The following is a 24,505-nucleotide window of genomic DNA, read 5'->3' as shown; positions in this document are numbered from 1 at the left end:
TCGCTCCGTCGCCGATGACAACGCGCTGTTTCAGCGCATCAAGCAGGGCAGAGTTAAATGGGGCAGACATGCCGTCCAGAGTAGTGGGCGCACCGACAAGCTCTGGCCGTAGGCTGGGTGGGTGAGTCCAAGTGAGTTCCCCGTCACTCCCGACGGCCCGGTCGATTTCGATGATTCCGCGGCCTTCGAGAGCCCTGACGGCTTTGCCGTCGACAGCAGCGACCGCCTCGAGGGCGACATCCCTGTCCTACGTGATCCTATCCTCGTTGCAGCTTTCGAGGGCTGGAACGACGCCGGTGACGCAGCCAGCGGTGCGGTCGAACATCTCGAGCTGATCTGGGATGCCCAGCCGCTCGCCGAACTCGATTCAGAGGACTACTACGACTATCAGGTCAACCGCCCCACAGTCCGGCAGGTCGACGGTGTCACTCGCGAAATCGTTTGGCCGGCAACACGTTTGTCGGTCTGTTCGCCTCCTGGCAGCGAGAGCGACATCGTCCTGCTTCGCGGGATCGAGCCCAACATGCGGTGGCGCAGTTTCTGCGAGGATCTGCTCGAGCTGATCGACCAACTGAACGTCAAGACGGTCGTCATCCTCGGCGCCCTGCTCGCCGATACTCCGCACACCCGACCGGTCCCGGTGACGGGCACGGCCTACAGCAGTGAATCCGCCGCCCGATTCAACCTGGAACAGACGCGGTACGAAGGCCCGACGGGCATCACCGGGGTTCTTCAGGACGAGTGCGTTCGTGCTGGTGTACCCGCTATTTCGTTCTGGGCGGCGGTTCCGCACTACGTCTCGCAGCCACCCAACCCGAAGGCCACAGTGGCCCTCCTTCAACGAGTCGAGGATGTTCTCGACATCGAGGTCCCACTCGGGGAGCTCCCGGCTCAGTCGGAGGATTGGGAGGAAGCGGTCAACGAAATGACCGCGGACGATGAGGAAATCGGCGAATACGTGCGCACCCTGGAAGAACGGGGAGACGCCGAAACCGACATCAGCGAAGCAATCTCCAAGATCGACGGCGATGCCATCGCCGCGGAATTCGAGCGCTACCTCAGACGGCGAGGCCCCGGCAGCTTCGGACTGTGAGCAAGAACACTCCAGAAGAAGGCGGAAGTACACAGCGCCCACTGCGCCTCCGGCTTCAGCTGATCGCGCTGTACGCCGGCGGGTTCCTCGGCCCGTTCGGCGGCGGCGTGGTTGCTTCGATCCTTCCCGAGATCGGTGACGATCTAGGGGTCGGTCCGTCGGCGGCCGCCTCTTCCCTCACCGCGTACCTGCTCCCCTTCGCCGCTCTGATGTTGGTGTCGGGGACACTCGGGACGCGGTGGGGCAAGGTTCGGACGGTGCGCATCGCTTACGGCGTCTACGTCCTCGCGTCGTTGGCATGCTTCCTCGCCCCGACACTCGAGATCTTCCTTGCCGCCCGGGTACTGCAGGGCTCCGCGAACGCATTCACCACGCCGCTACTGCTTGCCTCGTTGGCGGCCGCAACACCGCAGGCACGGCTGGGTCGAGCCCTCGGAGCCTTCGGCGCTTTCCAGGCCGCAGGGCAGTCGTCGGCTCCGTTGATCGGCGGACTGGCGGCCGAATTCGACTGGCGTCTGGCCTTTCTCGTCATCGCAGTGGTCGCGGGCATTCTGGGAGCCGTCGGACTTCCGAAGTCCGAAGCACCGGCAGCGACCACTCCCGCCCGTCTCCGCGATGCATTACGCCCCGAAGTGCTCCGCATCGGTATCGCTGCATTGCTCGGCTGGGGCGCCCTCGGTGGACTGAGCTTCCTGCTCGCCTTCCGCTTCGAAGACGAGTTCGGGCTGTCCCCCACCGTCCGCGGCCTACTGCTCACCGTCTTCGGCGTGGCCGGCATCCTCTCGGCCCGGCGCATCGGAATCCTCATCGATCGCATCGGCGCACGCTCCTCCGTGATGATCGGCGCCCTGGGCGGAGCAGTTCTGGTCTCCGTCGTCGGCCTTGCCGGCTTGGTGCCCGTGATCGCGATCGCATGGTTTGTCGCAGGCGTCGCGAGCCAGTTCGTGCTGGTCGGCGTCAACGCGGCGGTCCTCGGATCCGCGGGGCCGAACCGTGGCGGCGCCGTGTCCGTCGTCCAAGCGATGCGCTTCGGCGGCGCCGCTCTTGCTCCCCTGGCCCTGACACCGATTTACGACTCTTCGCCTGCCGCGAGCTTCCTGATCCCCGCACTACTGCTCGCCGTCGTCGCTCCCCTGATCATGCCGAAGCAACGCTGATCGGTCTCGGCAATTTCGAATTCGAAGTTGTGGAGGTAGTGAGTTTCTCGGCGAAAGCGACCACCGTTGTCGCGAGGCTGTCAGGGCGAACATTATTCGGAAAATCCTGTGTTTCCGTCGTTGACAGATATTGATACCATTGGAACATGAGCGAATCTGAGTCGGAACCGGAACGGCCGATCGACATTTTTCGGCGATCGGTTGCCGTCATCGAAGAAAATTTGCCTCCTACCTGGTCTTTGTCGACACAGCGCTCCCCCGACCTGTCCGAGGCGCCACTCCGACTCGACCTCCGCTCCCCTGACGGCGCGGTGGCCAAATTCGGCGTCTACGCCGCTCACGGTGTCCTGAGCAGCGACGTTCCCGGTATCGCCGATCGCTTCCCCACCGGTCAACCCGGCTTCGTGTGCGCAAAATATCTGTCCGAGCCGGTCCGCCGGCAGCTCGATTCCCACGCGATCTCGTACGCAGACGCCACGGGCAACGTGTCGTTGACCGCTGATCGACCCGCCGTCTGGGTGCGTGGACGCGGAGCCGACGCCGATCCGTGGCGGGGGCCCGGACGTCCTTCCGGACAGCTGACGGGCGATCCGTCAGCTCGCGTCGTGCGTGCGCTTGCCGATTTCGCGGCGCCACTGGCGATCACTGCCTTGGTGCGCCTGGCCGGTGCATCGACGGGAGCAACCTACCGGGTGGTTCAGACACTGTCGGATCGCGAACTGGTCACCCGGCTCCCCCGCGGTGGGATCGGTGACGTCCGCTGGCCGAAGATGCTTCGTGAATGGGCGGCTGAGGCCGGGGCCAAAGCGCCGACGCCTCACGGCTTTCACGCGCCGGACGGGTTGGAAGCACTCTTCGATCAACTGCGTCAGCTCAGCGGTCACATCTACGCCGGTACCGCCTCGGTGGCCGCCGCACCCTTTGCTCGGTACGCGCCCACTCGACGTGCCCACTTCCATGCCGACAACGTCGATCAGTTCGCCGACGCTCTCGGACTACGGCGGGTGGAATCCGGCGGTGACGTGTGGATCACCGCTCCCCTCTCACCGTCTGCCTTCGACCGATTGCTCACCCGCGACGGCATCCGCATCGTCGCCCCCAGCCAAGCGTTCGCCGATCTGCTGGTCGGCCCGGACTCCGACGAGGCGGCGGCCGAGCACCTGCTCACATGGATGATCGAGAACGAATCGCAGTGGCGACGCGCCGCATCCCCTGCTACGGATCGCCCGTAGGAAAAAGAGGGGGCGTCTCTCGCCTACCCTGTCATGGTGGAAGAAACGAGTGCGCCCGATTACGCCGCGTACGCCGACACCAATCGACTGAAGCTGTTTTCGTTCACGATCGCGGAAAAACGGGCCGAGTACCTCTGGGTACTTCGTGCCTTCGACCATGCTCGCGCCAACTACACCGTCCTGCTGCATGCCGGAGCCGTCGCGCACATCCTCGAGAAGATCGGTGGATCGGATCCGGCGGCCGATCTGTCGGCAGCAGAGGTCACTCCCCTGTTGGATCAGCTCCACGTGTGGGAGATCCTCGAGCGCAGCTACGACGGCACCCGCGCGGCCACGCTGGCCGAGTACCGCAATCGCCACTTCGTCTACCAGTTCGGTCAGGCCGGATACCAGGTCTATCGATCAGTCGAAGACGTTCTCGCCGCACGCCTGGACTCGGCGTCGCTCTCGCGTCTCGCTCTGCCGGACCTGCTCGCAGACATGTCCGAACTCGCCGAGGCCAACCGACGCTCCGACGGCGATCTGATCTTCCGCAAGCTCAAGCGCCTCGACTCGACACTCTCCGACATGGCTGATCGAGCCGCGCACTTCTATCTGACCCTCGGGGACCTCGTACGGACCACGGAGATCACTCCGCAGGCTTTCCTCACGCACAAGGATGCTCTGCTCACGCACATGCGGGAGTTCAGCTCCGATCTGGCTCGCTACGCCCCCAAGCTCAAGGAAGCGATCGAGCACGTCGAATCCACCGGGGTCGATCGCATGATCCGCCTCGCCGCCGCCAGTGACGAACGGGTGTTCGTCCCGATCACCGAACGCGAAGACGACTGGGCTGCGCGCTGGCGAGGATTGACCGCCTGGTTCGTCTCTGCGGAATCGGGAATCAGCGAGTCCGAACGCCTGCGTGAGGGCACGATGAGCGCGATCGCCGCGGTTCTCGCGCTCCTTCGCCGCGTCACGGAAACCCGTCGCGGCGGTGTCAGCCGTGAGAGCCAGCTCCGGCACCTCGCCGGCTGGTTCGCCGCCACGCCGTCCGAAGACGCAGCTCATGCTCTGTTCCAGGCAGTGTTCGACCTCGGTCGTCCACGCCATCTCTCGATGGTGCATCCGGACGCCGACATCATTTCGCACTCACGCTCGTGGTGGGAGGCACCGCCGGTCGAGATCGCGCGAACACTCGCCGAAACCGGCCGCCCGCCCTCACCCGGCTTGCCGAGCAAAGTCGCCCGCAACGACGGCAGCATCCGCCGCCTGCGCGAAGAGCAGTTGGCGGCGCAACGTACGCGCAGTGCCGCGGCGCAATCCCTCGCGTCGAACGGTGTTTATCAGCGCGAACTCAACGAGCAGGAGACCGAAGTTTTGCTGAGTCTGCTCAATGCAGCACTGACCGCGCGCGTTCCGGTGGTGGGACGCGTCAAGAGCTCCACCGGTAGTGAGAACGGGGTGAAGCTGACGCTCAGTCCCTCGGACGGTTCGACCACCATCAAGACTGCTCGCGGACGAATGCATCTCGACGGCATCGAGGTCAGTGTTCGATGAGAGCTCGCGAGATCACGCCCCTAGCCCTCGATTCGTACCAACGAGCGGCGCGTGTGATTCTGTCCAATCACCTGATCACCTCGACGTACCCGGATCGAATTGCGTTGCCGCTCTTGCGCCGTTGGGCCACCGAGCTACGTGACGACTTACTGGAGCTGTTCGGATACCGCCTCGAGGTGACAGAGACCACCGCTCGCCTGTTCACGGTGTCGGATCGACTCAACCCGTCGGCACCGGCCCGAACTGCCTCCGAGCGAACCTTCGATCGCACGCGTTACGCCTACCTGGCATTGTGCCTGGCCGCGTTGGGCCGCGCCGGGAACCAGATCACGTTGTCGGAGTTGGCGGATCACGTCGCGGCCGATGCTGCACAAGTCGACGGCGTCGAACTCTCCACCGATCGTGCGTCCGACCGCGACGCCTTCGTCGACGCAGTGGGCTGGCTCGGAGTCAGAGGCGCTATCGCCCTCGCCGACGGTGACGCAAACGGCTGGGCGTCCAATCCCGAAGCGGGAGAAGCGCTCTACGACATCGACCGTTCCGTCGTCGTAGCGCTGTTCCGTCCACCGCGCGCCCTGCAGCACCTACACTCCATCCGCGGACTCCTGGCCGTCGAGACCTCGAGCGCCTCCGAGGACGACGGAATTCCTGTGGACGCGAAAGAGATCGGACGCCGAGTGCGTCGGGCTCTGGTCGAGCGGCCGGTCGTACTGGCCGGTGAACTCGATCAGCACGAATTGATCGCGTTGGCGCAGCCCAAGACCGCGTCGGAAGTCGAACTACTGACGGGGTTGGTGGCCGAGCGCCGCGCCGAGGGAATCGCGATGATCGATCCCACCGGCCGACTCTCCGACGTCCGCTTCCCGAGCACCGGAACGATCGCTCAGGTGGCACTTCTCCTGGCCGGCGAGATTGCCGACCGCGTACTCGACGTCGACGCTCCTGAACTGCCGAAACTTCCGATCCCGCACGTGTCGGACGATCACCTGATCGAACAACTCGATGCCGCCATCCCCGAGGCCGGGATCTTCGAGGACCTCGCCGACGAGGACGACGACTTCGTGCTGCCCGCCGGCGAACCGGCCGAGCCACCGCCACCCGTCACGTACCCGAAAATCGACGACGACTGGCTCGCTGACAAGGTCACCGAGTTGGTGGACCAGTTCGGGCGAACTTTCGCGGCGCAGTGGCAGGCCGATCACAACGGGCTGCGCAAGCAGGCGCTCGGGTTGCTGCAACGTCTGCGCCTGACGCATGCGGTCGACGGCGGCGTACTGGTGTTGCCCGTCCTTGCCCGGTACCGCGACGTCGTGGTCTCCGTGCGCGAACGCGATCCTCAGATCGACTTCGCGGTGGACAACTCCGCACCGGATCCGGTCGACGAATTCGGCCCCGAACCTTCCCCCAACGGCGAACTATCAGAGGTAGAGAACGTATGAGCAACGCCCGCTTCCGACCTACTCGGGCTGGAATCATCAACCTCTGGGATTACCGAGACCAAGAGTTCTCGTTCGCCGACGGTCGACTGGTTCTGCGGGGACCCAACGGATCCGGCAAGACCAAGGCCCTCGAGGTCCTGTTCCCGTTCGTCTTCGACGGCCGCATCGAACCGCGGCGCCTCAATCCGTTCGCCGGTGAAGAGCGCACGATGAAGTCCAACCTGCTCTACCGGGGCCAGGACAGCGCGCACTCCTACGTGTGGATGGAGTTCTGCCGCGGCTCCCTCGAAGATCCCGAGTCGGTGACCGTGGGAATCGGCATGCGGGCAACCCGAACCAACGACAAGGTCACCCGCTGGTACTTCGTCGCCGACGGCCGCGTCGGAGTCGACTTCTCGCTGATCGGCAACGACGATCGTCCTCTCACCAAGAAGCAGTTGGCCGAACAACTCGGCAGCGATTCCATCACCGACCGTCCCCTCGACTACCGCACAGCCATCGACGCGCGAATGTTCGGTCTCGGAGTGCAGCGCTACGACCAGCTGATCAATCTCATTCTCACGCTTCGCCGTCCCCAGCTCGCGAAGAACCTCGACCCGAAGGGCCTTTCGCAGGCACTCACCGACGGTCTCCGTCCACTCGACGATCAGTTGGTCCTCGAAGCTGCGCGTTCGTTCAGCGACATGGAGGAAGTCGGCCGCGCGCTCGAGGGGCTCGCGGCCGCCGATCAGGCAGCCCAGAGTTTCATCGGGGTCTACACCAAGTACCTGCGTCAGCAGTCTCGCGGAGAGATCGAACAGGTCAGCACCCGCCTCGCAGCGGTCACCAGAGGTGTTGCCGCCATGGACGAGTCGTCGCTCGCCCAGACCCGCAGCCGTGAGGCGCGGGCAGCAGCCGAGGAGCGCTTCAACCAGGCCGAGCAGGCACTCGAGAACGCGCGCGCCAATGTCGAAGCACTGCAACGCTCGAGCGCGTACGAAGGCAAACAGCAACTCGACGACCTCGCCCAGGCCGTCGCGACGCTCAAGCTCTCGACCGAGCAGCAGGCAGACAAGTCCCGGAAAGCGCAGGCCGCACTCGCTCAACGCGGCGACGAAGCCGACAAGGCTGCATCGTCGGTCAAGCGTGCGGCCGAAGCACTCTCGCGCGCCGAGGACGAACTTCAGGCAGCAGCCGAGGACGCCGGCATCGTCTGGACTCCCCTGCCCGACGGCTCACGCAGTGACCAGATCACGGCAGCAGTCCGTGGCCATGCCGAGGAGCGTGACGGTGACGTACGCGTCGTCCGCACCGCACTGGCGACCGTCGAGAAGGCGGCGACCGAACGAACCCGGGCCGAAAACAGCTCTCGCCGTGGACAAGAGCTGCTCGAAGCGTCCAAGGCGGCTGTACTCGAGGGCGAAGCTGCCGTGGAACTCGCACGCAGTCAGTGCGCCAGCGGGCTGCGCGCGTGGTGGACCGATCACTCCTCCCTGTTTTCGGCTGTCGGCGCCGACACGTCGCTGTTCGAAGCTCTCGACGCGGCGCTCGCCGAGGTCGGCGACGAAGACGCTCCGGCGCTGTCCGCAGTTCTCGCCGAGCACACCGTGGCCGGCACCGAGACGCTGCGCGAGCGTCGACGTGAGGCCGAAGCTGAAATATCTGCATCACACGCCTCCATCGCGGCTCTCAAATCCGAGCGCAAGGCCGTCTCCGCGGAACACGACGACGCTCCGCCTGCCTTCCACGCACGCTCCGACAACCGCAGTGAACTGGGTGGTGCACCGCTGTGGCAGTTGGTGCGCTTCGCCGATTCCGTCGAACCAGACGTGGCCACGGGAATCGAATCCGCACTCCAGGCGGCAAATCTGCTCGACGGCTGGGTCTGCCCGGACGAGAAGATTCCCGAGCACGTCAGCGAGCAGTTCCTGACGGCTCTGCCCGTCAAGCAGCGTCCGAAGGGACGAACGCTGGCCGACGTCCTCGAGGTCGAAGGCAATGCCGACGTACCCGACGCTCGGGTACAGGACATTCTCGCGTCGATCAGTCTCGTCGAGGCGCCGGGCGACTCCGATGCAAGCGTCGCGATCGGCGTCGACGGCCGCTTCTGGCAGGGCGTCGCGCGTGGCCGGCACGTCAAGGCCGATGCCGAGTACATCGGCACCACAGCACGGGCGCGTCGACGCGAGGCTCGGATCACCGAGATCGACGCGGCTCTGGAAGAACTTGCCGCGGCAGTCGATACGGCCAAGGCACTGGTGGCGCAGACCAACGAGCAACTGAGCCGGATCAACTCTGCGGCAAAGGAATTGCCGAAGACAGGTTCGATCCTGCGCGCACTCAAGACGGTCACCGAATCTGCCGGCGCACTCCGTACTCGCTCGGAGGCCACGGAAACGGCACAACGCGAACTCGATGCGGCGATCGCTGATCTCGCGGCGAAGGAAAAGCAACTCCGAGCGACGGCGTCGCAGCACCGGACGCCGCATATCGGCCGTGAACTCGATTCCCTCGCGGCGGCGATCCGTCATTTCGAGAAGCAGGGCGAACTGGCGCTGCGCTGCCGACGGGAGCATGCCAAGGAAGTCGAACTCGAACGCGAGTCTCGCGACCGTCTCGACGAATCACGCGCCAATGCGGAGGAATTCGCCGAGGAAGCCGCCATCGCCGAGGAGAGTCTGCTCCAGCAGGTGCAGCGTCTCGAGACGCTGCGCGACACCCTCGGTGCCAGCGCCGAGCAGATCGACCTGGACCTGGCAAAAGCCCGCGCGAAGATCGAAGAATGCAAGGTCGAACAGCGTGCGGCGCGAAAGGCATACGACGCCGCCGTCCTCCAGATCGGCACGGCGGAGGGTGCGTACAACACCGCCGTGGAGACCTTGCGTCACACCCTGACCGAAACCCGCAGCGATGCAGAGCGACTCGCACCCTACGCGCGCCCGGACCTTCTCGAGTTGTTGGGCGTCAAGGAACATCTGAGCTGGCCGGCAAGTTCAGCGGCGTGGATGAGCCCCGATCAGTTGGTCTACCGCATCCAGAACGAAGATCGCAGCGAGGACGCAGCCCACCCGCCCGTCCTCCCCGAAGACGTCGACAAGTTGTACCGAGCGCTCGAGGCTGCGACCTCGGCAGTCCGAGTCACCGACGGAGCCCGCAAGGCAACCCGCACGGCACTGACCTCGGCGTTGCAGGACTTCGACGCCCAACTCGCAGCGGCCGGACAGGACTACCGTCTGCAGTGGGATGCACCGGATGGGCTGACCGTCGTACGAGTCCAGGACGATCAGGGCTATTCGTCGATCGGCGAGTTCGCAACGCGGATCCACGACGCTCGCGGCGATCAGGAGCAGTTGCTCACCGAATCCGAGCGTCGCATTCTCGAAGATGCCCTGTTGACGGGATTGGCCCAGCAGATCCACGAGCGCACGGTCGACGCACGCGAGTTGATCGCACAGATGGGCACCGAGATGCGTGAGCGGCGGATGTCCTCAGGCAATACCATCGGCGTTCACTGGGTGCTCGCCGACAACCTCGACGACAGCTCGCGGGCAATCTCCAAGCTGCTGGATCGAGACGCGTCGGCCCTCGGCGTCGATGAACTAGCTACTCTGCGAGCACATTTCGCGACGCAGATCCGTACCGCCCGCGCGGCGCACCCCGAACGCTCGTACCCGGAGATTCTGTCCTCGGCGCTCGACTACCGTCAATGGCGCGTGTTCTCGTTCACCCTCATCAGCGGTGAGGGCAAGGAAGACCGTCTTACCGTCGCGCGGCACAGCGCGCTGTCCGGTGGCGAGCAGTCCGTCTCGCTGCACCTTCCTTTGTTCGCCGCGGCGCACGTCATGTTGGACTCGGCCGACCCGCACGCCCCGCGTCTGCTGGCACTCGACGAGGCCTTCGCCGGTGTCGACGACAACGGTCGCAGCGAGCTTCTCGGCTTGAGCGTTCAGTTCGACCTGGATCTCTTCATGACCGGCTACGACCTGTGGATCACGTACGCAGACGTCCCCGGCTGTGCGCACTACGACCTCGCGCACTCCACGGCCGAACAAGCGGTCAGCGCCGCGCTGCTGGTCTGGTCGAACGGTGAGCTGCTCGCCGAGCACGACGGAACGGATCTGGCGAGGGCATTGGGCTCGCCGCTACGGCGCCGGGTGCCGACACCCGCCGAAGGTGCGTTGGACTACGCCTAGAAACTGCTGTGCGCCTTTATTAACCGCGGGCGGTTAATAAAGGCGCACAGCAGGGGTTCAGCGAAGCGAAATACCCAGTAGGGCGTCAACGGCATCGGCGAACTCGCCGGGTGCCTGCGTGTCGGATCCGCCGCCCTCGATGGCGCGGCGGGCCCAACCGTCGAGCGCGTCGAGCGCCTTCGGGGTGTCGAGATCGTCGGCCAGGTGCTGACGCAAACGCGCAACAGTGTCGGTGGCAGACGGCGCAGAACCGAGAGCCGCGGCCTCGCGCCACACCTTCAGGCGCGACTGAGCATCCGCGAGGACCTGATCAGTCCACGCGCGATCCTGGCGGTAGTGGCCGGACAGCAGTCCGAGGCGGATTGCCGCTGGGTCCGCCCCCTCGCCGCGCAGCTTGGAGACGAAGACCAGGTTTCCGCGACTCTTCGACATCTTCTCGCCGTCGAGACCGATCATGCCGGTGTGCACGTAGTGCCGCGCGAAACGGCGATCACCCGTTGCCGATTCGGCATGCGCCGCCGAGAACTCGTGGTGCGGGAAGATCAGATCGCTGCCACCGCCCTGGACGTCGAAGCCGGAGCCGATGCGGTTGAGTGCAATGGCCGCGCATTCGATGTGCCAGCCGGGGCGCCCCGGCCCGAAGGGTGAGGGCCACGAGGGCTCGCCCGGACGCTCCGCACGCCAGACAAGTGCGTCGAGAGGATTGCGCTTTCCGACGCGATCGGGATCTCCGCCGCGTTCGGCAAAGAACTTCTCCATCGTCGCGCGGTCGTAGCCCGACTCGTAGCCGAACTGCTCGGTCGCGTCGGCACGGAAGTAGACGTCGGGGAACTCCGCGTCGTCGACGATGTACGCGGCACCGGACGCCACGAACTTCTCCACCAACTCGACTACTTCGTTCACCGATTCGACGGCGCCGATGTAGTCCTTCGGCGGAAGCACACGCAGCGCTTCCATGTCCTCGCGGAAGAGTGCCGTCTCACGCATGCCGAGGACGATCCAGTCCTCGCCGTCGCGATTGGCTCGCTCGAACAGCGGGTCGTCCACGTCGGTCACGTTCTGGACGTAGTGGACATCGTGTCCGGCGTCGCGCCAGATGCGGTTCACGAGGTCGAACGTGAGGTACGTGGCCGCGTGGCCGAGGTGGGTGGCGTCGTACGGGGTGATGCCGCAGACGTACATCGTCGCCTTCTCGCCCGGGGTGACGGGGCGAACCTGACGGTCGGCTGTGTCGTACAGCCGCAACGGCGGCCCCTGACCGGGAACGGACGGGAGTGCGGTATCGGACCAAGACTGCATGCTGCCGAGCCTAGTGGAGACTGCTCTGAGGCTGGGAAGGTGCTGGCTGATCCTGCTCTGGTTCGGGCGTCGACGCGAGCTTGCTCGGCCACCAGATCTTCTGACCGATGTCGTAGGTCAAGGCCGGGACCAGCAAGGATCGGACGATCAGAGCGTCGAGCAGGACACCGAACGCCACGATGAACGCGATCTGGGCGAGGAACAACAGCGGGATCACCGCCAACGCCGAGAAGGTTGCTGCCAGAACAACTCCGGCAGATGTGATCACCCCGCCGGTCACCGTGAGTCCCCGCAGAGCGCCCGCCCTGGTGCCGATCTTCAGCGCTTCCTCACGCACCCTCGTCATGAGGAAGATGTTGTAGTCGATTCCCAGAGCCACGAGGAACACGAACGCAAAGAGCGGGACCACCGGATCCGCACCGGGGAAACCGAAGACGTGGTCGAACACCAGCGACGAAATGCCCAGTGTCGCAGCAAACGAGAGCACAACGGTGCCCATGAGAAGCAGCGGTGCGAGAAGCGAACGCAGCAAGAGCGAGAGAATCACGAACACCACGATGATCACCACGGGAATGATGAGTGTCCGGTCCCGTGTCGAGGTGGTCTTCGTGTCGAGGTCGGTCGCAGTGACGCCACCGACCAATGCGTCGGCGCCCTCCACTGAGTGAACTGCATCACGTAGTCGCACGATGGTGTCTTCGGCCTCGAGTGAGTCGGCAGCGTCAGTCAGCGTCGCCTGCAGGGAGACTCGTCCGTCGACAACCAGTGGGGCTCCCCCGTTCTGCACGACGCTCACGTCGCTGACACCCTCCACGCGACTGGCCGCCGCAACGGCATCCACTTGGTCTGCATTCGCGATGACCACGGCCGGTGAACCCGAACCCGCGTCGAAGTGCTCGCCGAGAATCTCCTGGCCTGCAACCGAATCGACATCGAGCAAGAAGATGTCGGACGACGAGACACCGCTGGCTTTGAACTGCGGCATCATCATCGCGAAGATCACCAGCACCAGCGTCGACGCCACCCAGAAGCGGCGCGGATGCCTACCGATTCGAGCAGCGAGCCCGGCCCAGAACCGGTGATCGTTCGCCTCGTCGTGGTGCTCGCGGTCGGCATCGAACTTCGGCTTGGTCGGCCAGTACGCCGTCCTCCCGAACAGAACCAGGACAGCAGGTAGGAAGGTCATCGATGCGAGGAAGGACGCGGCGATACCGATGACGGCCACCGGACCGAGTCCGCGGTTCGAGTTCAGGTCGGAGAGCAACAGGCACAGAACGCCCGCGATGACCGTTCCCGCAGACGCTGCGACAGGTTCGAGCGTCGCGCGCCACGCAGTGCGCATTGCTGCGTACTTGTCCTTCTCGATCCGCAACTCTTCCCGGTAGCGAGAGACCAGAAGTAGCGCGTAGTCGGTAGCGGCACCGAACACGAGGATGAACAGGATGCCCTGGCTCTGACCGTTCAGTGCGATGACGTCCGCGTCCGCGAGCAGATACACGAGCAAGCTCGACAATCCGAGTGCGAAGATCGCCGAAAAGATCACCACGAACGGCAGGATCGGGCTCCGGTAGACGATGATCAGGATCACGATCACCACGGATCCGGCTACCAACAACAGCAATCCGTCGATGCCCGCGAATGCCGCCGACAGATCCGCAACCTGCCCAGCGGGGCCGGTCACCTTGACCGTCAGTCCGTCGGGGCTCGACTCCAGCGCCGCGCGCAGCGCTTTCACGCTGTCCTTGACTTCGAGGGTGCTGTCGACCGGCAGGAACATCTGGAGTGCCTGGCCGTCGGCCGACGGGATCGGCGGCGATGACGCGTCACCGAATCCCTCGGTACCGACAAACGAATCGACGGTCTGGGACAGGAAGGTGGAGTCGGCGGGCTCGAGGCCACCCGGTCGTTCCGCCACGATGATGGCCGGCACGAAGCGCGTGTCCGTGAAGCTCTCTTGAAGCTTTGCCACCTCGGTCGCTTCGGCCGACGCGGGCAGGAACGACGTGTTGTCGTTCTGCTGCACCGTGCTGAGCTTTCCGGCGAACGGACCGCCGAATCCTCCGATTGCCAGCCAGCCGATCACGAGGAGAGCTGGCACAATCCATCGAAGGCGACGAACAGGACGATTTTGTACTGGTGTGCTCACTGGGTCTCCAGGGATCGGCAGCAGAGGACTTGCCGACTATTTTGTTCAGCATGCTGAGTAATTGCAAACGGAAGGCAGAAAAATGAGCAGCGACGGCCTGGACGACTGGCCCACCGGCCGGCTGTTGTCCACCGCTGCACGCCTGGTGGAGCACTCGTGGGAGAAGGTCTTGCGGTCTCAGGACATGACGCACGCGGGCCTGATCGTGCTCCACTCGATCGCCGGTGGGGCGGCGTCTCAACGCGACATCGCGAAGAACGCCCGCGTCACCGATCAGACGATGAGCCGCACGATCGACCGTCTCGAACGAGCGGGTTACGTCACTCGTGACACCGATCCGAGGGACGAGCGTCGGCGCGTGATCGCGATAACCGACGCCGGAAGACTGACGTACGAGCGACTACTGACGCTCGAGAAGGAAGATGCGGCGTTGACCGTCGGCGTCGGGGATGTCGCCGCGCTGCGCGAACAACTACTGCGATTGGTTCGCTCACCCGGATTGACGGCAACTCGCGAACAGCAGGAAACGTCTCGCGACTAGAAGGCCGGCCAGGGAATCGTTCGATGGCCGTTCGGCTCAGGCATCACAGCGGACTCGGCGAACTGCATCGCCCGCACCGCCAAGGCCACGATTTCCTCTTCGGTGATCAGTTCGGACAACTCGTCGCCGAGATCCCCGTCGAGAGTTGTCGCGAATTCGGCGACGTCGGCGATCAAAGCACCGGGTACGGGCTGCCCGGCCCACCCCCACAACACGGTCCGCAGCTTGTTCTCCGAGTGAAGACAGATTCCGTGATCAACGCCGTACACCGAGCCGTCGACGCCCTCGAGGGCGTGACCACCTTTGCGGTCGGCGTTGTTGATGAGGACGTCCAGAACGGCCATTCGCTGCAGCCGTGGATCGTCCGCATGGATCAGGGAGACTGGTTCACCCTCCGAGTCGAAGGCCTGCAGGACCTCGAACCACCCCGGCGGAACGTTGCCGGGACTGCACAGGTCCACCATCTCGAGTCCGCCAGATCCATCCGCGCGGCGATCGACGGTGTCGATCCATCGCTGCACCATGCCTGGACCGAAGGGGCCGTCCCGCAACACTGTTCGCGGAATCACTCCCCAACCCAGCGCCTCGGACACGCGGTACGACGCGACCTCACGCCCCGCCAGAGTGCCGTCCGGGAAATCCCACAGTGGGCGTTCACCCCGCACCGGCTTGTAGACCACACGGGTGGACTGCTCCCCCAGAGTCGACTCACATACCAGCGTGGCGTTGCTCGCCGTGGTGATCTGACCGATCAGAGTCAGATCACCCTCGAGCAGCACGTCCGGCACACCAGGTTCGGACACGACGTCAGACCTCGTCGTCGTCTGCGTCGTCGATCGCGAAACCGAAGGACTCGCCGCGTCGGTACCCATTGGTGCGGATGCAGACGTGCCCCTCGGGCGCCAACGGTTCACCACACAGCGGGCACGGCGCGCGTCCCGCCGCGATGACGCGTTCGGACCGCAGCGAAAACTCGCGCGCTTGCTCCGGAGTCAGGAACACACGGACTGCGTCCGGACCGTCGTCGGCGTCGTCGAGGACAACCGATTCGTCGAACTCCGTCTCGCTGACGGCAAGCAGCTCCACGACGACCGCCCCGGCATCGGCGTCCCAACCGAGCCCCATCGTGCCGACCCGGAACTCCGCGTCGAGTGGTGTGACCAGCGGGCTGAGGTCGGAGACGTCGTCGGCTTGTGGCGGAACCTCGGTTCCGAAGCGTCGATGCACCTCTTCGAGGAGTAAGCCCATGCGATCGGCGAGAACCTGAACCTGCTGCTTCTCGAGCAGCACACTCACCACCCGTGATTCGTGCACGGCCTGGAGATAGAAAGACCTGTCACCGGGTTCGCCCACCGTTCCTGCGACAAATCGGTCAGGAGTGCGAAATACGTGAATCGCGCGCGACATTGCACCTCCTCGAGTTCGAGCAGAACATCACTGAATACCCATTATCCGTCACAGCTCACGCACCGACCTCTCCGCCGGGGACGGACTCCTGCGCGGGAGCCGAACCGTTGGTCGCGGCCTTCGCTGCACCGATCGCGGCGAGCACGTCTCCGGTGTCGTTGACGCGAAGAACGAACGGCAGTGTCGCCGTGTAGCGAATCACACTGACCGAGGCGGGCTCGGCGACGATGCGCTGGAACGAATCGAGATGCATCGCAAACGCGTCGGCGAGAACCGATTTGATGACGTCACCGTGCGTGCACGCAATCCAGACGACGTCCTTGCCGTGTTCTTCGGCCAGCCGTGCGTCGTGCTCTCGGATCGCGGCAACGGCTCGCGCCTGTACCTGGGCCAGCCCTTCACCGCCGGGAAACACTGCACCGGAAGCGTGGCGCTGCACCACTTTCCAGAGCGGTTCTTCCAAGAGTTCCTTGAGCGGGCGACCCGTCCAGTCGCCGTAATCGACCTCGATGAGGCGATCCTCGACCACCGGCGTCAGACCACGGTCGACGGCAATGGGGCCGACCGTCTGCTCACACCGCAACAGCGGCGAGCGGACGATCTCCGCGATGTCCAGACCGACCAGCCGATCGACGACGCCTTCGGCCTGTTTCCGGCCGTGGTCGTCGAGTTCCACACCCGGCGTTCGACCGGCCAGGGTATGGGCAGTGTTGGACGTCGACCGCCCGTGCCGCAGTAGGACAACTGTCATTCCACAACCCTAATGGGGCGGTGGCCGCACGGACGGGTGGTCGACGTCGAAACGGGCCCTATGTCGCGGACACGACCCCTGTGGCCAGCAACGCAAGGACGACTACGCCGAGAGCGATTCTGTATCCGACGAACCAGTACATGGAGTGATCGACAACAAATCGAAGCAGCCAGGCGATCGCTGCGTAACCGACCGCGAAGGCGATGACGGTTGCCACCAGCAACTGCGGACCGCTCGCGTTCAGACCCTCACCAGCCGGCTCGAAGGCATCCGGGAGGCTGAACAAACCGGAGGCGAGAACTGCCGGAATCGCCAACAGGAACGAGTAACGGGCTGCGGCCTCACGGGTGAGCCCGAGGAAAAGGCCGGCACTGATCGTGCCACCCGAACGTGAGACACCCGGGATGAGCGCGAGCGCCTGAGCCGAACCCATGATGATGCCGTCGCGCGCTGTGAGCGATTCGATCGGGCGCGTCTTGCGTCCGTAGTACTCGGCAGCAGCGATGACGAGCGCGAACACGATCAGCATCGTGGCAATCAGCCACAGATTGCGTGCGCCGGTACGGATCTGGTCTTTGAAGAAGAACCCGAGGATGCCGACCGGGATGGTGCCGATGATGACATACCAGCCCATCCGGTAATCGAGATCACCCCGGTGCTCGGCATTGAACACACCTCGGAACCAGGCAGTGATGATCCTCACGATGTCGCGTGCGAAGTAGATCAGGACCGCCAACTCGGTGCCGAGCTGCGTCACCGCGGTGAACGACGCGCCGGCGTCACTGCCGAAGAATATCTCCGACACGATTCGCAAATGTCCGGAAGACGAGATGGGCAGGAACTCGGTCAAGCCCTGCACGAGGCCCAGGATCACGGCCTGGAGCCAGGTCATCGCTTCGCCCATCACTCACCGATCCCGGCTGATTCGAATGGGGTTACTGCACACAGGTTTCGTGTGTCGGGTTCACGTTTCACCGGCGCCACGCTACCGGGGCCCACGGCGCCGCGCCGCGCCCGGCACGTCCGTGTCCGAATACCCCGACTCGAGGCGAGCGCCTACTAGTCTGCACGTGGTGAGATCTCTCGGGTGCCGCACTTGCGCACACGAGTCGGGCGCGAGATGCAGGCGGTTATGAAGCACAGATCTGTCGGAACGAGCGGACTTCGGGTCTCGCGACTTGGGCTCGGCACACTGACATGGGGACGCGACACGGACGGCGACGAGGCTGCTGCGCAGCTACTCGCGTTCGCCGAGGCCGGCGGAACCCTGGTCGACACCTCGCCCGCCTACGGCGCCGGTGCGGCGCAACGGATCCTCGCCGAGTTGCTCGACGACGTCGTTCCACGTGACGAACTCATCGTCAGCTCGAGCGCCGGCATCGACCCCACACCGATCGGCACCGACCGCGTCGACTGCTCGCGGCGCGGATTGCTCCGCCAGCTCGACGCGACTCTTCGTGAACTCGGAACCGACTTCCTCGACATGTGGCAGGTCGCAACCTGGGATCCGCTCACGCCCGTCGACGAGGTTGCAGCAACCCTCGACTACGCCGTCTCGAGCGGCAAGGTGCGGTACGTCGGAGTTCGCGGCTACCTCGGCTGGCAGCTCGCGACGGCCGTAGGAGCCGGTGGCGCAACAACACTCGCCGCGACGCAGGCCGAGTACTCGTTGCTCGCACGCGGCGTCGAGGAAGAATTGTTCGCAGCGGCGGCCCATCACGGCGTCGGAGTGTTCGCCGCAGTACCCCTCGCGGGCGGTGTGCTGACCGGCAAGTACCGCGACGGCATTCCCGTCGATTCCCGCGGCGCCGACGAAGCACATTCGCAGGATGTGCAGAGCTATCTGACCGATTCCTCGATCCGGGTGGTCGACGCAGTCGTTACCGCTGCCGACGGTCTGGGTACTTCCCCACTGGCGGTGGCACTGGCCTGGGCGCGCGATCGCGCCGGGGTGGCCAGCGCCGTCGTCGGCACGCGTGATCTCGCCCAGTTGACAGGAGTACTGGCAACCGAAGAATTGGAACTTCCGAAAGCGATTGCCGCGGCTCTCGACGATGTGAGCGCTTGATCTGTCCCGCTGATCGAAATACCGGAGGTATCGTGTTGGCGAGGGCAGGCTAACCTAGTAGGCAACGCTTGACTACAGCCTCAGGAGAATCAATGACCACGCTCGACGTAGACAGCCTTTCCGCAGACGCAGGCCCAGCGTTCTCCGAACGAATCAAGACCGAGACGGACGCAGCACACCGCGAGACGGAGCAGTCGCGATTCGTAGGCGCACTTCTCGGCGGTGAGCTGACCACGGCTGGCTACGCCGCTCTTCTGGGACAGACGTACCTCGTCTACACGAGCCTCGAAGAGGCCGGCCGCACACACGCCGACAACGAGTTGGTCGCCCCGTTCCTGTCCGAGGATCTTTTGCGCGTGGCTTCACTCGAAGCCGATCTCGAGTTCCTCGGCGGACCGAACTGGCGCGACGAACTCGTGGCCCTACCGGCAACCGAGCGTTACATCGCCCGCCTGAAGGAGGTGGCGTTCGATTGGCCTGCCGGCTTCGTCGCACATCACTACCTTCGGTACATGGGCGATCTCTCGGGCGGACAGATCATCCGCCGGATGCTCGAACGCGCCTACGGATTCGAGACCGACGGACTTCGCTTCTACATCTTCGAAGGCATCCCCAAGCCGAAGCCTTTCAAGGACGACTACCGCTCGAATCTGGATGCACTGCAGATTCCTGCCGAGGAACAGCAGCGTTTCATCGACGAGGTGAATCTGGCATACCGCCTCAACGGCGACCTGTTCGCCGACCTCGAAGGCGACATCGAGAGCTACCTCGTCAAATGATGAAGCGCTTGGCCGCGGCGGCTCTGGTCGCAGCAGCCGGTTTCGGTCTGGTGGCTTGCGGGTCCAGCGACACTTCGACGACATCTCAGGGTGCCAGGACCGCGGTACTCGAAGATTCCAGCCCGGTTCCCGTGTCCGGCAACCCGACCGCGACACTGCCCGTGACGGTGAAGAGCTTCGACGGCGTCGACGTGACCATCACCGACAACAGCCGGATCGTTGCGGCCGACCGCTACGGGACGCTCGCGACGACGACGGTGGCGCTCGGCCTCGGTGACAATCTCGTCGGCCGCGACACCGCCGCCAAGTTCCCCGCAGTCGCGGACGTGCCGGTTGTCACGGTCGGCGGCCAATCGCTCAACACCGAGGCAATTCTCGACCTCAATCCCACCGTTGTTCTCACCGACACCAGTATCGGGCCCAAGAGCGTCCAGGATCAGTTGCGCGCCGCCGGTGTTCCCGTCGTCTTCTTCGATCCGACCCGGACACTCGAGGGTGTGCCAGGACAACTCCAGGCCGTCGCCGACGCGCTCGGCGTCCCCGCCCAGGGCGCGGCGCTGGTCGATCGGACCGAATCGGAAATCGCTGGAGCTCGTGACCTGGTCCCCACCGAGGGCGATCCACTGAAAATCGCATTCCTCTACATGCGCGGATCGGCCATCACCATGATCGGCGGTGAAGGGTCCGGAGCAGATTCCTTGATCGAGGCACTCGGCGCCACCGATGCAGGAACCGCCTCGGGCATCACACAACAGTTCGTGCCCATCACCAGCGAAGCGCTCATCGCCGCAGCGCCTGACGCCCTGCTGATGATGACGGACGGATTGGCATCGATCGGCGGAATCGACGGCCTCGAAAAGGTCCCTGGCATCGCTCAGACGCCGGCTGGAAAGAACAAACGAGTAGTCGACATGGCGGACGGTGTACTGCTCAGCTTCGGGCCGAACACCGGACGCGTCATGGCGGCACTCGCCGAAGCGATCTACGAGCCCGGTGGATCGTGAGCAAAGATTCGTGAGTGCTGATTCGTGAGTACAGAGACAGGTAGTTCCGAAGCAGGTAAGACTGTGTCGGCCGAGGATTCACACGACGTCGGGGGCGCCGACAAGTCGGCGTCTGGCCCCGCGTCGCGGTCGCGGGTGAGTGCGGTTCTGGTCAGCTTGACTCTCGCCCTGGTGATCGTCGCGGTACTGTCGGCGTGCATCGGTCAAGTTCCGACGTCGCCACTCGAGGTTTTGGGCAGCATCCTGCATCGCATCGGGCTCGACCTCGGTCCGATGCCCGCCCATCCCAGCGGTGAAGTGACTTTGTGGGAGGTTCGATTCCCCCGCGTCGTGCTCGCCATCTGTGTCGGCGCGGCGCTGGGATGTTCCGGTGCGCTCCTGCAGGGTGTGTTCTCCAATCCGCTCGCAGAACCCGGAGTGATCGGAGTGTCTGCGGGCGCGGCAGTTGGCGCGAGTGCTGTCATCGTCGTCGGGGGAACGTTCGTGGCCGGCTGGGCCGTTGCTGCGGCTGCGTTCGTCGCCGGGCTGGTCACCACCGCGGCGGTCTACCTGCTGGCTCGGCACGAAGGCCGAACCGAAGTAGTGACGTTGGTGCTGACGGGCGTCGCGATCAACGCGTTCGCCGGCGGGCTCATCGCGTTCTTCACCTTCGTCGCCAGCCCGTCCGCTCGCGATCAGATCGTGTTCTGGCAACTCGGCTCACTCAACGGCGCTTCCTGGAACGCAGTCCTGATCGTGGCGCCGATGACCGTCGTCGGGATCGCCGCGACCATGATGATCGCCCCACGTCTGGACCTGCTGGCGCTCGGTGAACACGCGGCTCGTCATCTGGGCGTCAACGTCGAACGGCTTCGCCAGTTCGCGGTACTGATCGTCGCTCTCCTGGTCTCGGCGAGTGTTGCCTTCACCGGCATCATCCTCTTCGTCGGTCTGGTCGTTCCGCACCTGATGCGCATTCTCGTCGGACCTGGCCACCGCGCGCTGATTCCGGCGAGTGCCCTCGCCGGCGCACTGGTTCTGCTTGTCGCAGATCTCGGTTCGCGGTCGCTGATCGACAACGCAGACCTGCCCCTCGGAATGCTGACCGCTCTGGTGGGCGGCCCCTTCTTCTTCTGGCTTCTCCGACGCACGCGCGCGCAACAGGGCGGGTGGGCATGAGCAGCCTCGTAAGAAACTGGCGCGAACTGTTCGGCCGTGTCACCCCCGAACCGGAAAGCCCTGGCGTCGGTGATGTCACCCTCGAGGCGCGCGACATCACCGTCGAACGCGGTGGTCGGCAGATTCTGGAAGGCGTGTCCATCGAAGTCCGGGCAGGCGAGCTAGTCGTTCTCGTCGGACCGAACGGCGCCGGTAAGTCGACTCTTCTTGCGGCGTTGGCCGGTGATCAGCCCGTCATCGCTGGGCGGGTGGACGTTGACGGCACCGACCTCACTCAGTGGTCGCCGATCGACATGGCGCGCCGACGCGCGGTGCTCCCCCAGAAACACACCATCGGATTTTCGTTCAGCGCTCGCCAGGTGGTTCGTATGGGACGTGCGCCATGGACCGGAACTCGCCGAGAAGACCGCGACGGCGCTGCTATCACCGCGGCGATGAAGACCTGCGATGTCGAGGGGTTTGCCAATCGGCCGTTCGCCGTGCTGTCCGGCGGCGAGCAGGCGCGGGTCGCGCTGGCCCGGGTACTGGCACAGGAAACGTCGACCATCCTGCTGGACGAGCCGACTGCAGCTCTCGACCTCGGACACCAGGAGGCGGTGATGTCCGTGGCGCGCGCTCGCGCTGCGGACGGCGATGCCGTCGTCGTCGTTTTGCACGACCTCGCGTTGGCAGCGGCGTACGCGGATCGGATCGTCGTGCTCGAAAACGGCCGCATCGCCGCTGACGGTCCCCCGGAATCGGTGTTGCACGAAGAGCTTCTGACCCGCGTCTACGGTTATCCGGTCGAGGTGTTCCCGCATCCGACAACCGGAGCAACGCTGGTCATCCCGCGCCGAGAATTCACCGAACAGAATCGATGATCGATCCCAGCCTGTTCAGGACGGCTCTCACCGTCGGCAGGCTGCGGCCGTCGCCCTCACGAACTCCGTCACCGGGACCGGGCTGTGACCAATCAGCCTCCGTGGACAGAACTGCGTCGCGGACCACACCGGCGATGCTTCGCTCGTCGGTCAGATCGATGTCGGTCACCGATCGCTCCGCGGTGGCGACAACGTCTGCAGGGGTCGGCACACTGTGCTCGCAGTATTCGCCGTATACCTCGACGAACAGCATGCTCTTTCGTACGCGGAACGCGAAAGTTCGACCGTCGGACCTGCCGAAACCGTGTGCGTGAGCGCCGACGGTGAGGTCCTCGATCTCGAAGCCCGGCCGCGCCGGTTCGGGCGGCTGTGCGCCGGAATCGGTGGGTTCTGTGGGAATCACAATGATCTCCTCGGTGATTGCAGCGTCAACCGCAACCGCTGTTCGTACGGTATCGCGTCAGGGGTGTGAGCGGAATGGTCGGTAGTTCCTCGACGCGATGAACGGCGCCCGACTGCGATCAGGGATGATCGATGACAGTCGCACTGCGTGAAGAACAGATGACAAGAAAAAGAGGAACTACACATGGCTCGCCTAGGGATCCGCACCACTGCAGCAGCAATGGGGGCGGCGGTTCTGCTGGTCACAGGATGTTCTTCCGGAGATGGCGGAGACGACCTCATCACGATCGATCCCGCAACGGCAGCGGTCTCACCGGCCACCACCAGTACCCCGGACGGCGTGGTTCACCCGTATTCAGGTCTGATCGATTCCATCACATTCGACCCGATCACGCGCAGCGCTGTAGTGGTTGCCAACGACCCCCGTTCGGTGCTGGTCGTTCCTTCGGACAGTTTGGCCGGCGCCGACCCCGCCTCTGCAGGTCGTCCGACAGCCCTGGATTCCGACGTACGCGACGTTTCGATCGGCTCTGACGGTAGCGCTCTTCTGTCGATGGATCGCCAGGTCGTGAAGCTGAATCTGACTTCGGGCGAACAGACGTCCATCCCGGTAGACGGGCAGGCGAATTCAGCGGTCGAACTCAACGACGGCCGCATCGCGATCGGCACGGACAATGGTTCAGTTCACATCGTCGACCCGAAGAACGATCAGTCACAGACAGTTTCGGGATTCGCATCGGTCGACGAACTCGCGGTCACCGGCGACAACCTGAGCGCCCTCGATCACCGTCAGACCTCGCTGACGGCGATCAACCTCGAAGACGGCAAACTCGGCGTCGCTCTCCGCGCCGGTGAGGGCGCAACTCATCTGGCCACCGATCGCTTCGGACGCATTCTGGTCACCGACACCACCGGCAACGAACTGCTCGTCTTCACTGCCGATCCGCTCCTGATGCACCAGCGCTACCCCGTCGGCGAGTCGCCGTACGCCGTTGCCTACGACGAGGCCGCGGATCGGGTGTGGGTCACGCTGACCGCGACCAACGAAGTGGTCGGCTTCGATCTGTCGTCCGGCATCCCCATGGAGACCGGACGGTTCAAGACGGTGCGACAGCCGAATTCGTTGGCCGTAGACTCTTCCAACGGCAATCTGATCGTCGGATCGGCAACCGGTGACGGGCTGCAGGTCATCCCGTCACGGGAGAACTGATGGAAAAGCGTACGCGCGGGATCCCCGCGCAGTGGGAGACGTCGGACGACAAGTTCGACTATGTGCCCCTTCGACTACCGCCGAACGTTTCGCGGGTCACGGCGTCGATGCGTCTGGCGATCTCCGCCGAGTTCGGCGGATGGGAACTCTCCCGAGTCCGTCTCTACCCCGACGGCAGTCGTCGCGTGCTCCTCAAGCGAAAGAAGACGCCGCTGCACGTGACCGATCCGGACGGCATTCAGCACTGA

Annotated in this window: 21 protein-coding genes; 14 read left to right on the top strand and 7 right to left on the bottom strand. The window is 64.6% G+C overall.

Going from position 1 to position 24,505, the window contains the following annotated elements:
• Positions 1-238 precede the first annotated feature (238 nt).
• The 6 genes from QRN54_RS26575 to QRN54_RS26550 all read left to right on the top strand — a co-directional run bounded on the left by QRN54_RS26575 (position 239) and on the right by QRN54_RS26550 (position 10,632).
• Positions 239-1,093 carry a PAC2 family protein gene (locus QRN54_RS26575; protein ID WP_223257810.1) on the top strand — a complete coding sequence of 285 codons (855 nt, stop codon included), beginning with the start codon at positions 239-241 and terminating at the stop codon, positions 1,091-1,093.
• Positions 1,090-2,250, top strand: coding sequence for an MFS transporter (locus QRN54_RS26570; protein ID WP_050655280.1), 1,161 nt, complete (start codon positions 1,090-1,092; stop codon positions 2,248-2,250). Before QRN54_RS26575 ends, QRN54_RS26570 begins: the two co-directional genes overlap by 4 nt.
• Positions 2,251-2,396: 146 nt before the next feature.
• Positions 2,397-3,482, top strand: coding sequence for a helix-turn-helix domain-containing protein (locus tag QRN54_RS26565; RefSeq protein ID WP_019748530.1), 1,086 nt, complete (start codon positions 2,397-2,399; stop codon positions 3,480-3,482).
• A 33-nt stretch (positions 3,483-3,515) separates the two neighbouring features.
• Complete coding sequence (locus QRN54_RS26560; RefSeq protein ID WP_064074328.1) at positions 3,516-5,021, top strand: TIGR02677 family protein; 1,506 nt, start codon at positions 3,516-3,518, stop codon at positions 5,019-5,021.
• A complete protein-coding gene (locus QRN54_RS26555; RefSeq protein ID WP_054187391.1) occupies positions 5,018-6,460 on the top strand; it encodes a TIGR02678 family protein in 1,443 nt (480 codons plus the stop codon). The genes QRN54_RS26560 and QRN54_RS26555 overlap by 4 nt, the downstream gene beginning before the upstream one ends.
• Positions 6,457-10,632 carry a TIGR02680 family protein gene (locus tag QRN54_RS26550; RefSeq protein WP_283377431.1) on the top strand — a complete coding sequence of 1,392 codons (4,176 nt, stop codon included), beginning with the start codon at positions 6,457-6,459 and terminating at the stop codon, positions 10,630-10,632. The genes QRN54_RS26555 and QRN54_RS26550 overlap by 4 nt, the downstream gene beginning before the upstream one ends.
• A 57-nt stretch (positions 10,633-10,689) precedes the next feature.
• Here the strand turns inward: QRN54_RS26550 and mshC are convergent, their stop codons facing one another.
• Positions 10,690-11,931 carry a cysteine--1-D-myo-inosityl 2-amino-2-deoxy-alpha-D-glucopyranoside ligase gene (gene mshC, locus QRN54_RS26545; protein ID WP_030537535.1) on the bottom strand — a complete coding sequence of 414 codons (1,242 nt, stop codon included), beginning with the start codon at positions 11,929-11,931 and terminating at the stop codon, positions 10,690-10,692.
• A 10-nt stretch (positions 11,932-11,941) separates the two neighbouring features.
• Positions 11,942-14,032: an MMPL family transporter gene (locus tag QRN54_RS26540; RefSeq protein WP_422662741.1), complete on the bottom strand. Its 2,091-nt coding sequence runs from the start codon at positions 14,030-14,032 to the stop codon at positions 11,942-11,944.
• A 127-nt stretch (positions 14,033-14,159) separates the two neighbouring features.
• Here QRN54_RS26540 and QRN54_RS26535 point away from each other — a divergent pair, with 127 nt between their 5' ends.
• Positions 14,160-14,618 (top strand): MarR family winged helix-turn-helix transcriptional regulator, encoded by a 459-nt coding sequence (locus QRN54_RS26535; protein WP_042450996.1) that lies wholly within the window; start codon positions 14,160-14,162, stop codon positions 14,616-14,618.
• Here QRN54_RS26535 and QRN54_RS26530 read toward each other — a convergent pair.
• From QRN54_RS26530 to QRN54_RS26515, 4 genes are read right to left on the bottom strand one after another with little or no spacing between them, the layout of a single operon-like run.
• Positions 14,615-15,421 (bottom strand): SCO1664 family protein, encoded by an 807-nt coding sequence (locus QRN54_RS26530; protein ID WP_003946172.1) that lies wholly within the window; start codon positions 15,419-15,421, stop codon positions 14,615-14,617. The genes QRN54_RS26535 and QRN54_RS26530 overlap by 4 nt on opposite strands.
• Before the next feature lie 4 nt (positions 15,422-15,425).
• Complete coding sequence (locus QRN54_RS26525; RefSeq protein WP_003946200.1) at positions 15,426-16,025, bottom strand: DUF3090 domain-containing protein; 600 nt, start codon at positions 16,023-16,025, stop codon at positions 15,426-15,428.
• A gap of 55 nt (positions 16,026-16,080) precedes the next feature.
• Positions 16,081-16,776: a histidine phosphatase family protein gene (locus tag QRN54_RS26520; RefSeq protein WP_003946173.1), complete on the bottom strand. Its 696-nt coding sequence runs from the start codon at positions 16,774-16,776 to the stop codon at positions 16,081-16,083.
• 58 nt (positions 16,777-16,834) lie between these two features.
• Positions 16,835-17,680: an undecaprenyl-diphosphate phosphatase gene (locus QRN54_RS26515; protein ID WP_030537531.1), complete on the bottom strand. Its 846-nt coding sequence runs from the start codon at positions 17,678-17,680 to the stop codon at positions 16,835-16,837.
• Between the two features lie 228 nt (positions 17,681-17,908).
• Here QRN54_RS26515 and QRN54_RS26510 point away from each other — a divergent pair, with 228 nt between their 5' ends.
• The 5 genes from QRN54_RS26510 to QRN54_RS26490 all read left to right on the top strand — a co-directional run bounded on the left by QRN54_RS26510 (position 17,909) and on the right by QRN54_RS26490 (position 22,645).
• Positions 17,909-18,844 carry an aldo/keto reductase gene (locus tag QRN54_RS26510; protein WP_063316377.1) on the top strand — a complete coding sequence of 312 codons (936 nt, stop codon included), beginning with the start codon at positions 17,909-17,911 and terminating at the stop codon, positions 18,842-18,844.
• A gap of 92 nt (positions 18,845-18,936) precedes the next feature.
• Positions 18,937-19,623, top strand: coding sequence for a biliverdin-producing heme oxygenase (locus QRN54_RS26505; protein ID WP_003946162.1), 687 nt, complete (start codon positions 18,937-18,939; stop codon positions 19,621-19,623).
• Entirely contained in the window at positions 19,620-20,627 is a 1,008-nt protein-coding gene (locus QRN54_RS26500) for a heme/hemin ABC transporter substrate-binding protein (protein WP_285183430.1), read from the top strand. The genes QRN54_RS26505 and QRN54_RS26500 overlap by 4 nt, the downstream gene beginning before the upstream one ends.
• Positions 20,628-20,690: 63 nt before the next feature.
• A complete protein-coding gene (locus QRN54_RS26495) occupies positions 20,691-21,785 on the top strand; it encodes a FecCD family ABC transporter permease (RefSeq protein WP_042451000.1) in 1,095 nt (364 codons plus the stop codon).
• Positions 21,782-22,645, top strand: coding sequence for a heme ABC transporter ATP-binding protein (locus QRN54_RS26490; RefSeq protein ID WP_037132661.1), 864 nt, complete (start codon positions 21,782-21,784; stop codon positions 22,643-22,645). The genes QRN54_RS26495 and QRN54_RS26490 overlap by 4 nt, the downstream gene beginning before the upstream one ends.
• On the opposite strand, the gene QRN54_RS26485 is transcribed toward QRN54_RS26490, so the two are convergent.
• Positions 22,626-23,048, bottom strand: coding sequence for a hypothetical protein (locus QRN54_RS26485; protein ID WP_285183429.1), 423 nt, complete (start codon positions 23,046-23,048; stop codon positions 22,626-22,628). The genes QRN54_RS26490 and QRN54_RS26485 overlap by 20 nt on opposite strands.
• A gap of 183 nt (positions 23,049-23,231) precedes the next feature.
• On the opposite strand from QRN54_RS26485, the gene QRN54_RS26480 reads away from it, so the two are divergent.
• Both QRN54_RS26480 and QRN54_RS26475 read left to right on the top strand, forming a co-directional pair.
• Positions 23,232-24,257, top strand: a complete 1,026-nt coding sequence (locus QRN54_RS26480) for a YncE family protein (RefSeq protein WP_285183428.1) — start codon at positions 23,232-23,234, stop codon at positions 24,255-24,257.
• Entirely contained in the window at positions 24,257-24,505 is a 249-nt protein-coding gene (locus tag QRN54_RS26475) for a DUF5703 family protein (RefSeq protein ID WP_003946171.1), read from the top strand. Before QRN54_RS26480 ends, QRN54_RS26475 begins: the two co-directional genes overlap by 1 nt.

Source organism: Rhodococcus sp. MEB032 (assembly GCF_030208925.1).
Taxonomy (GTDB): domain Bacteria; phylum Actinomycetota; class Actinomycetes; order Mycobacteriales; family Mycobacteriaceae; genus Rhodococcus_F; species Rhodococcus_F qingshengii.
This window is presented reverse-complemented; position numbering and strand designations above follow the sequence as displayed.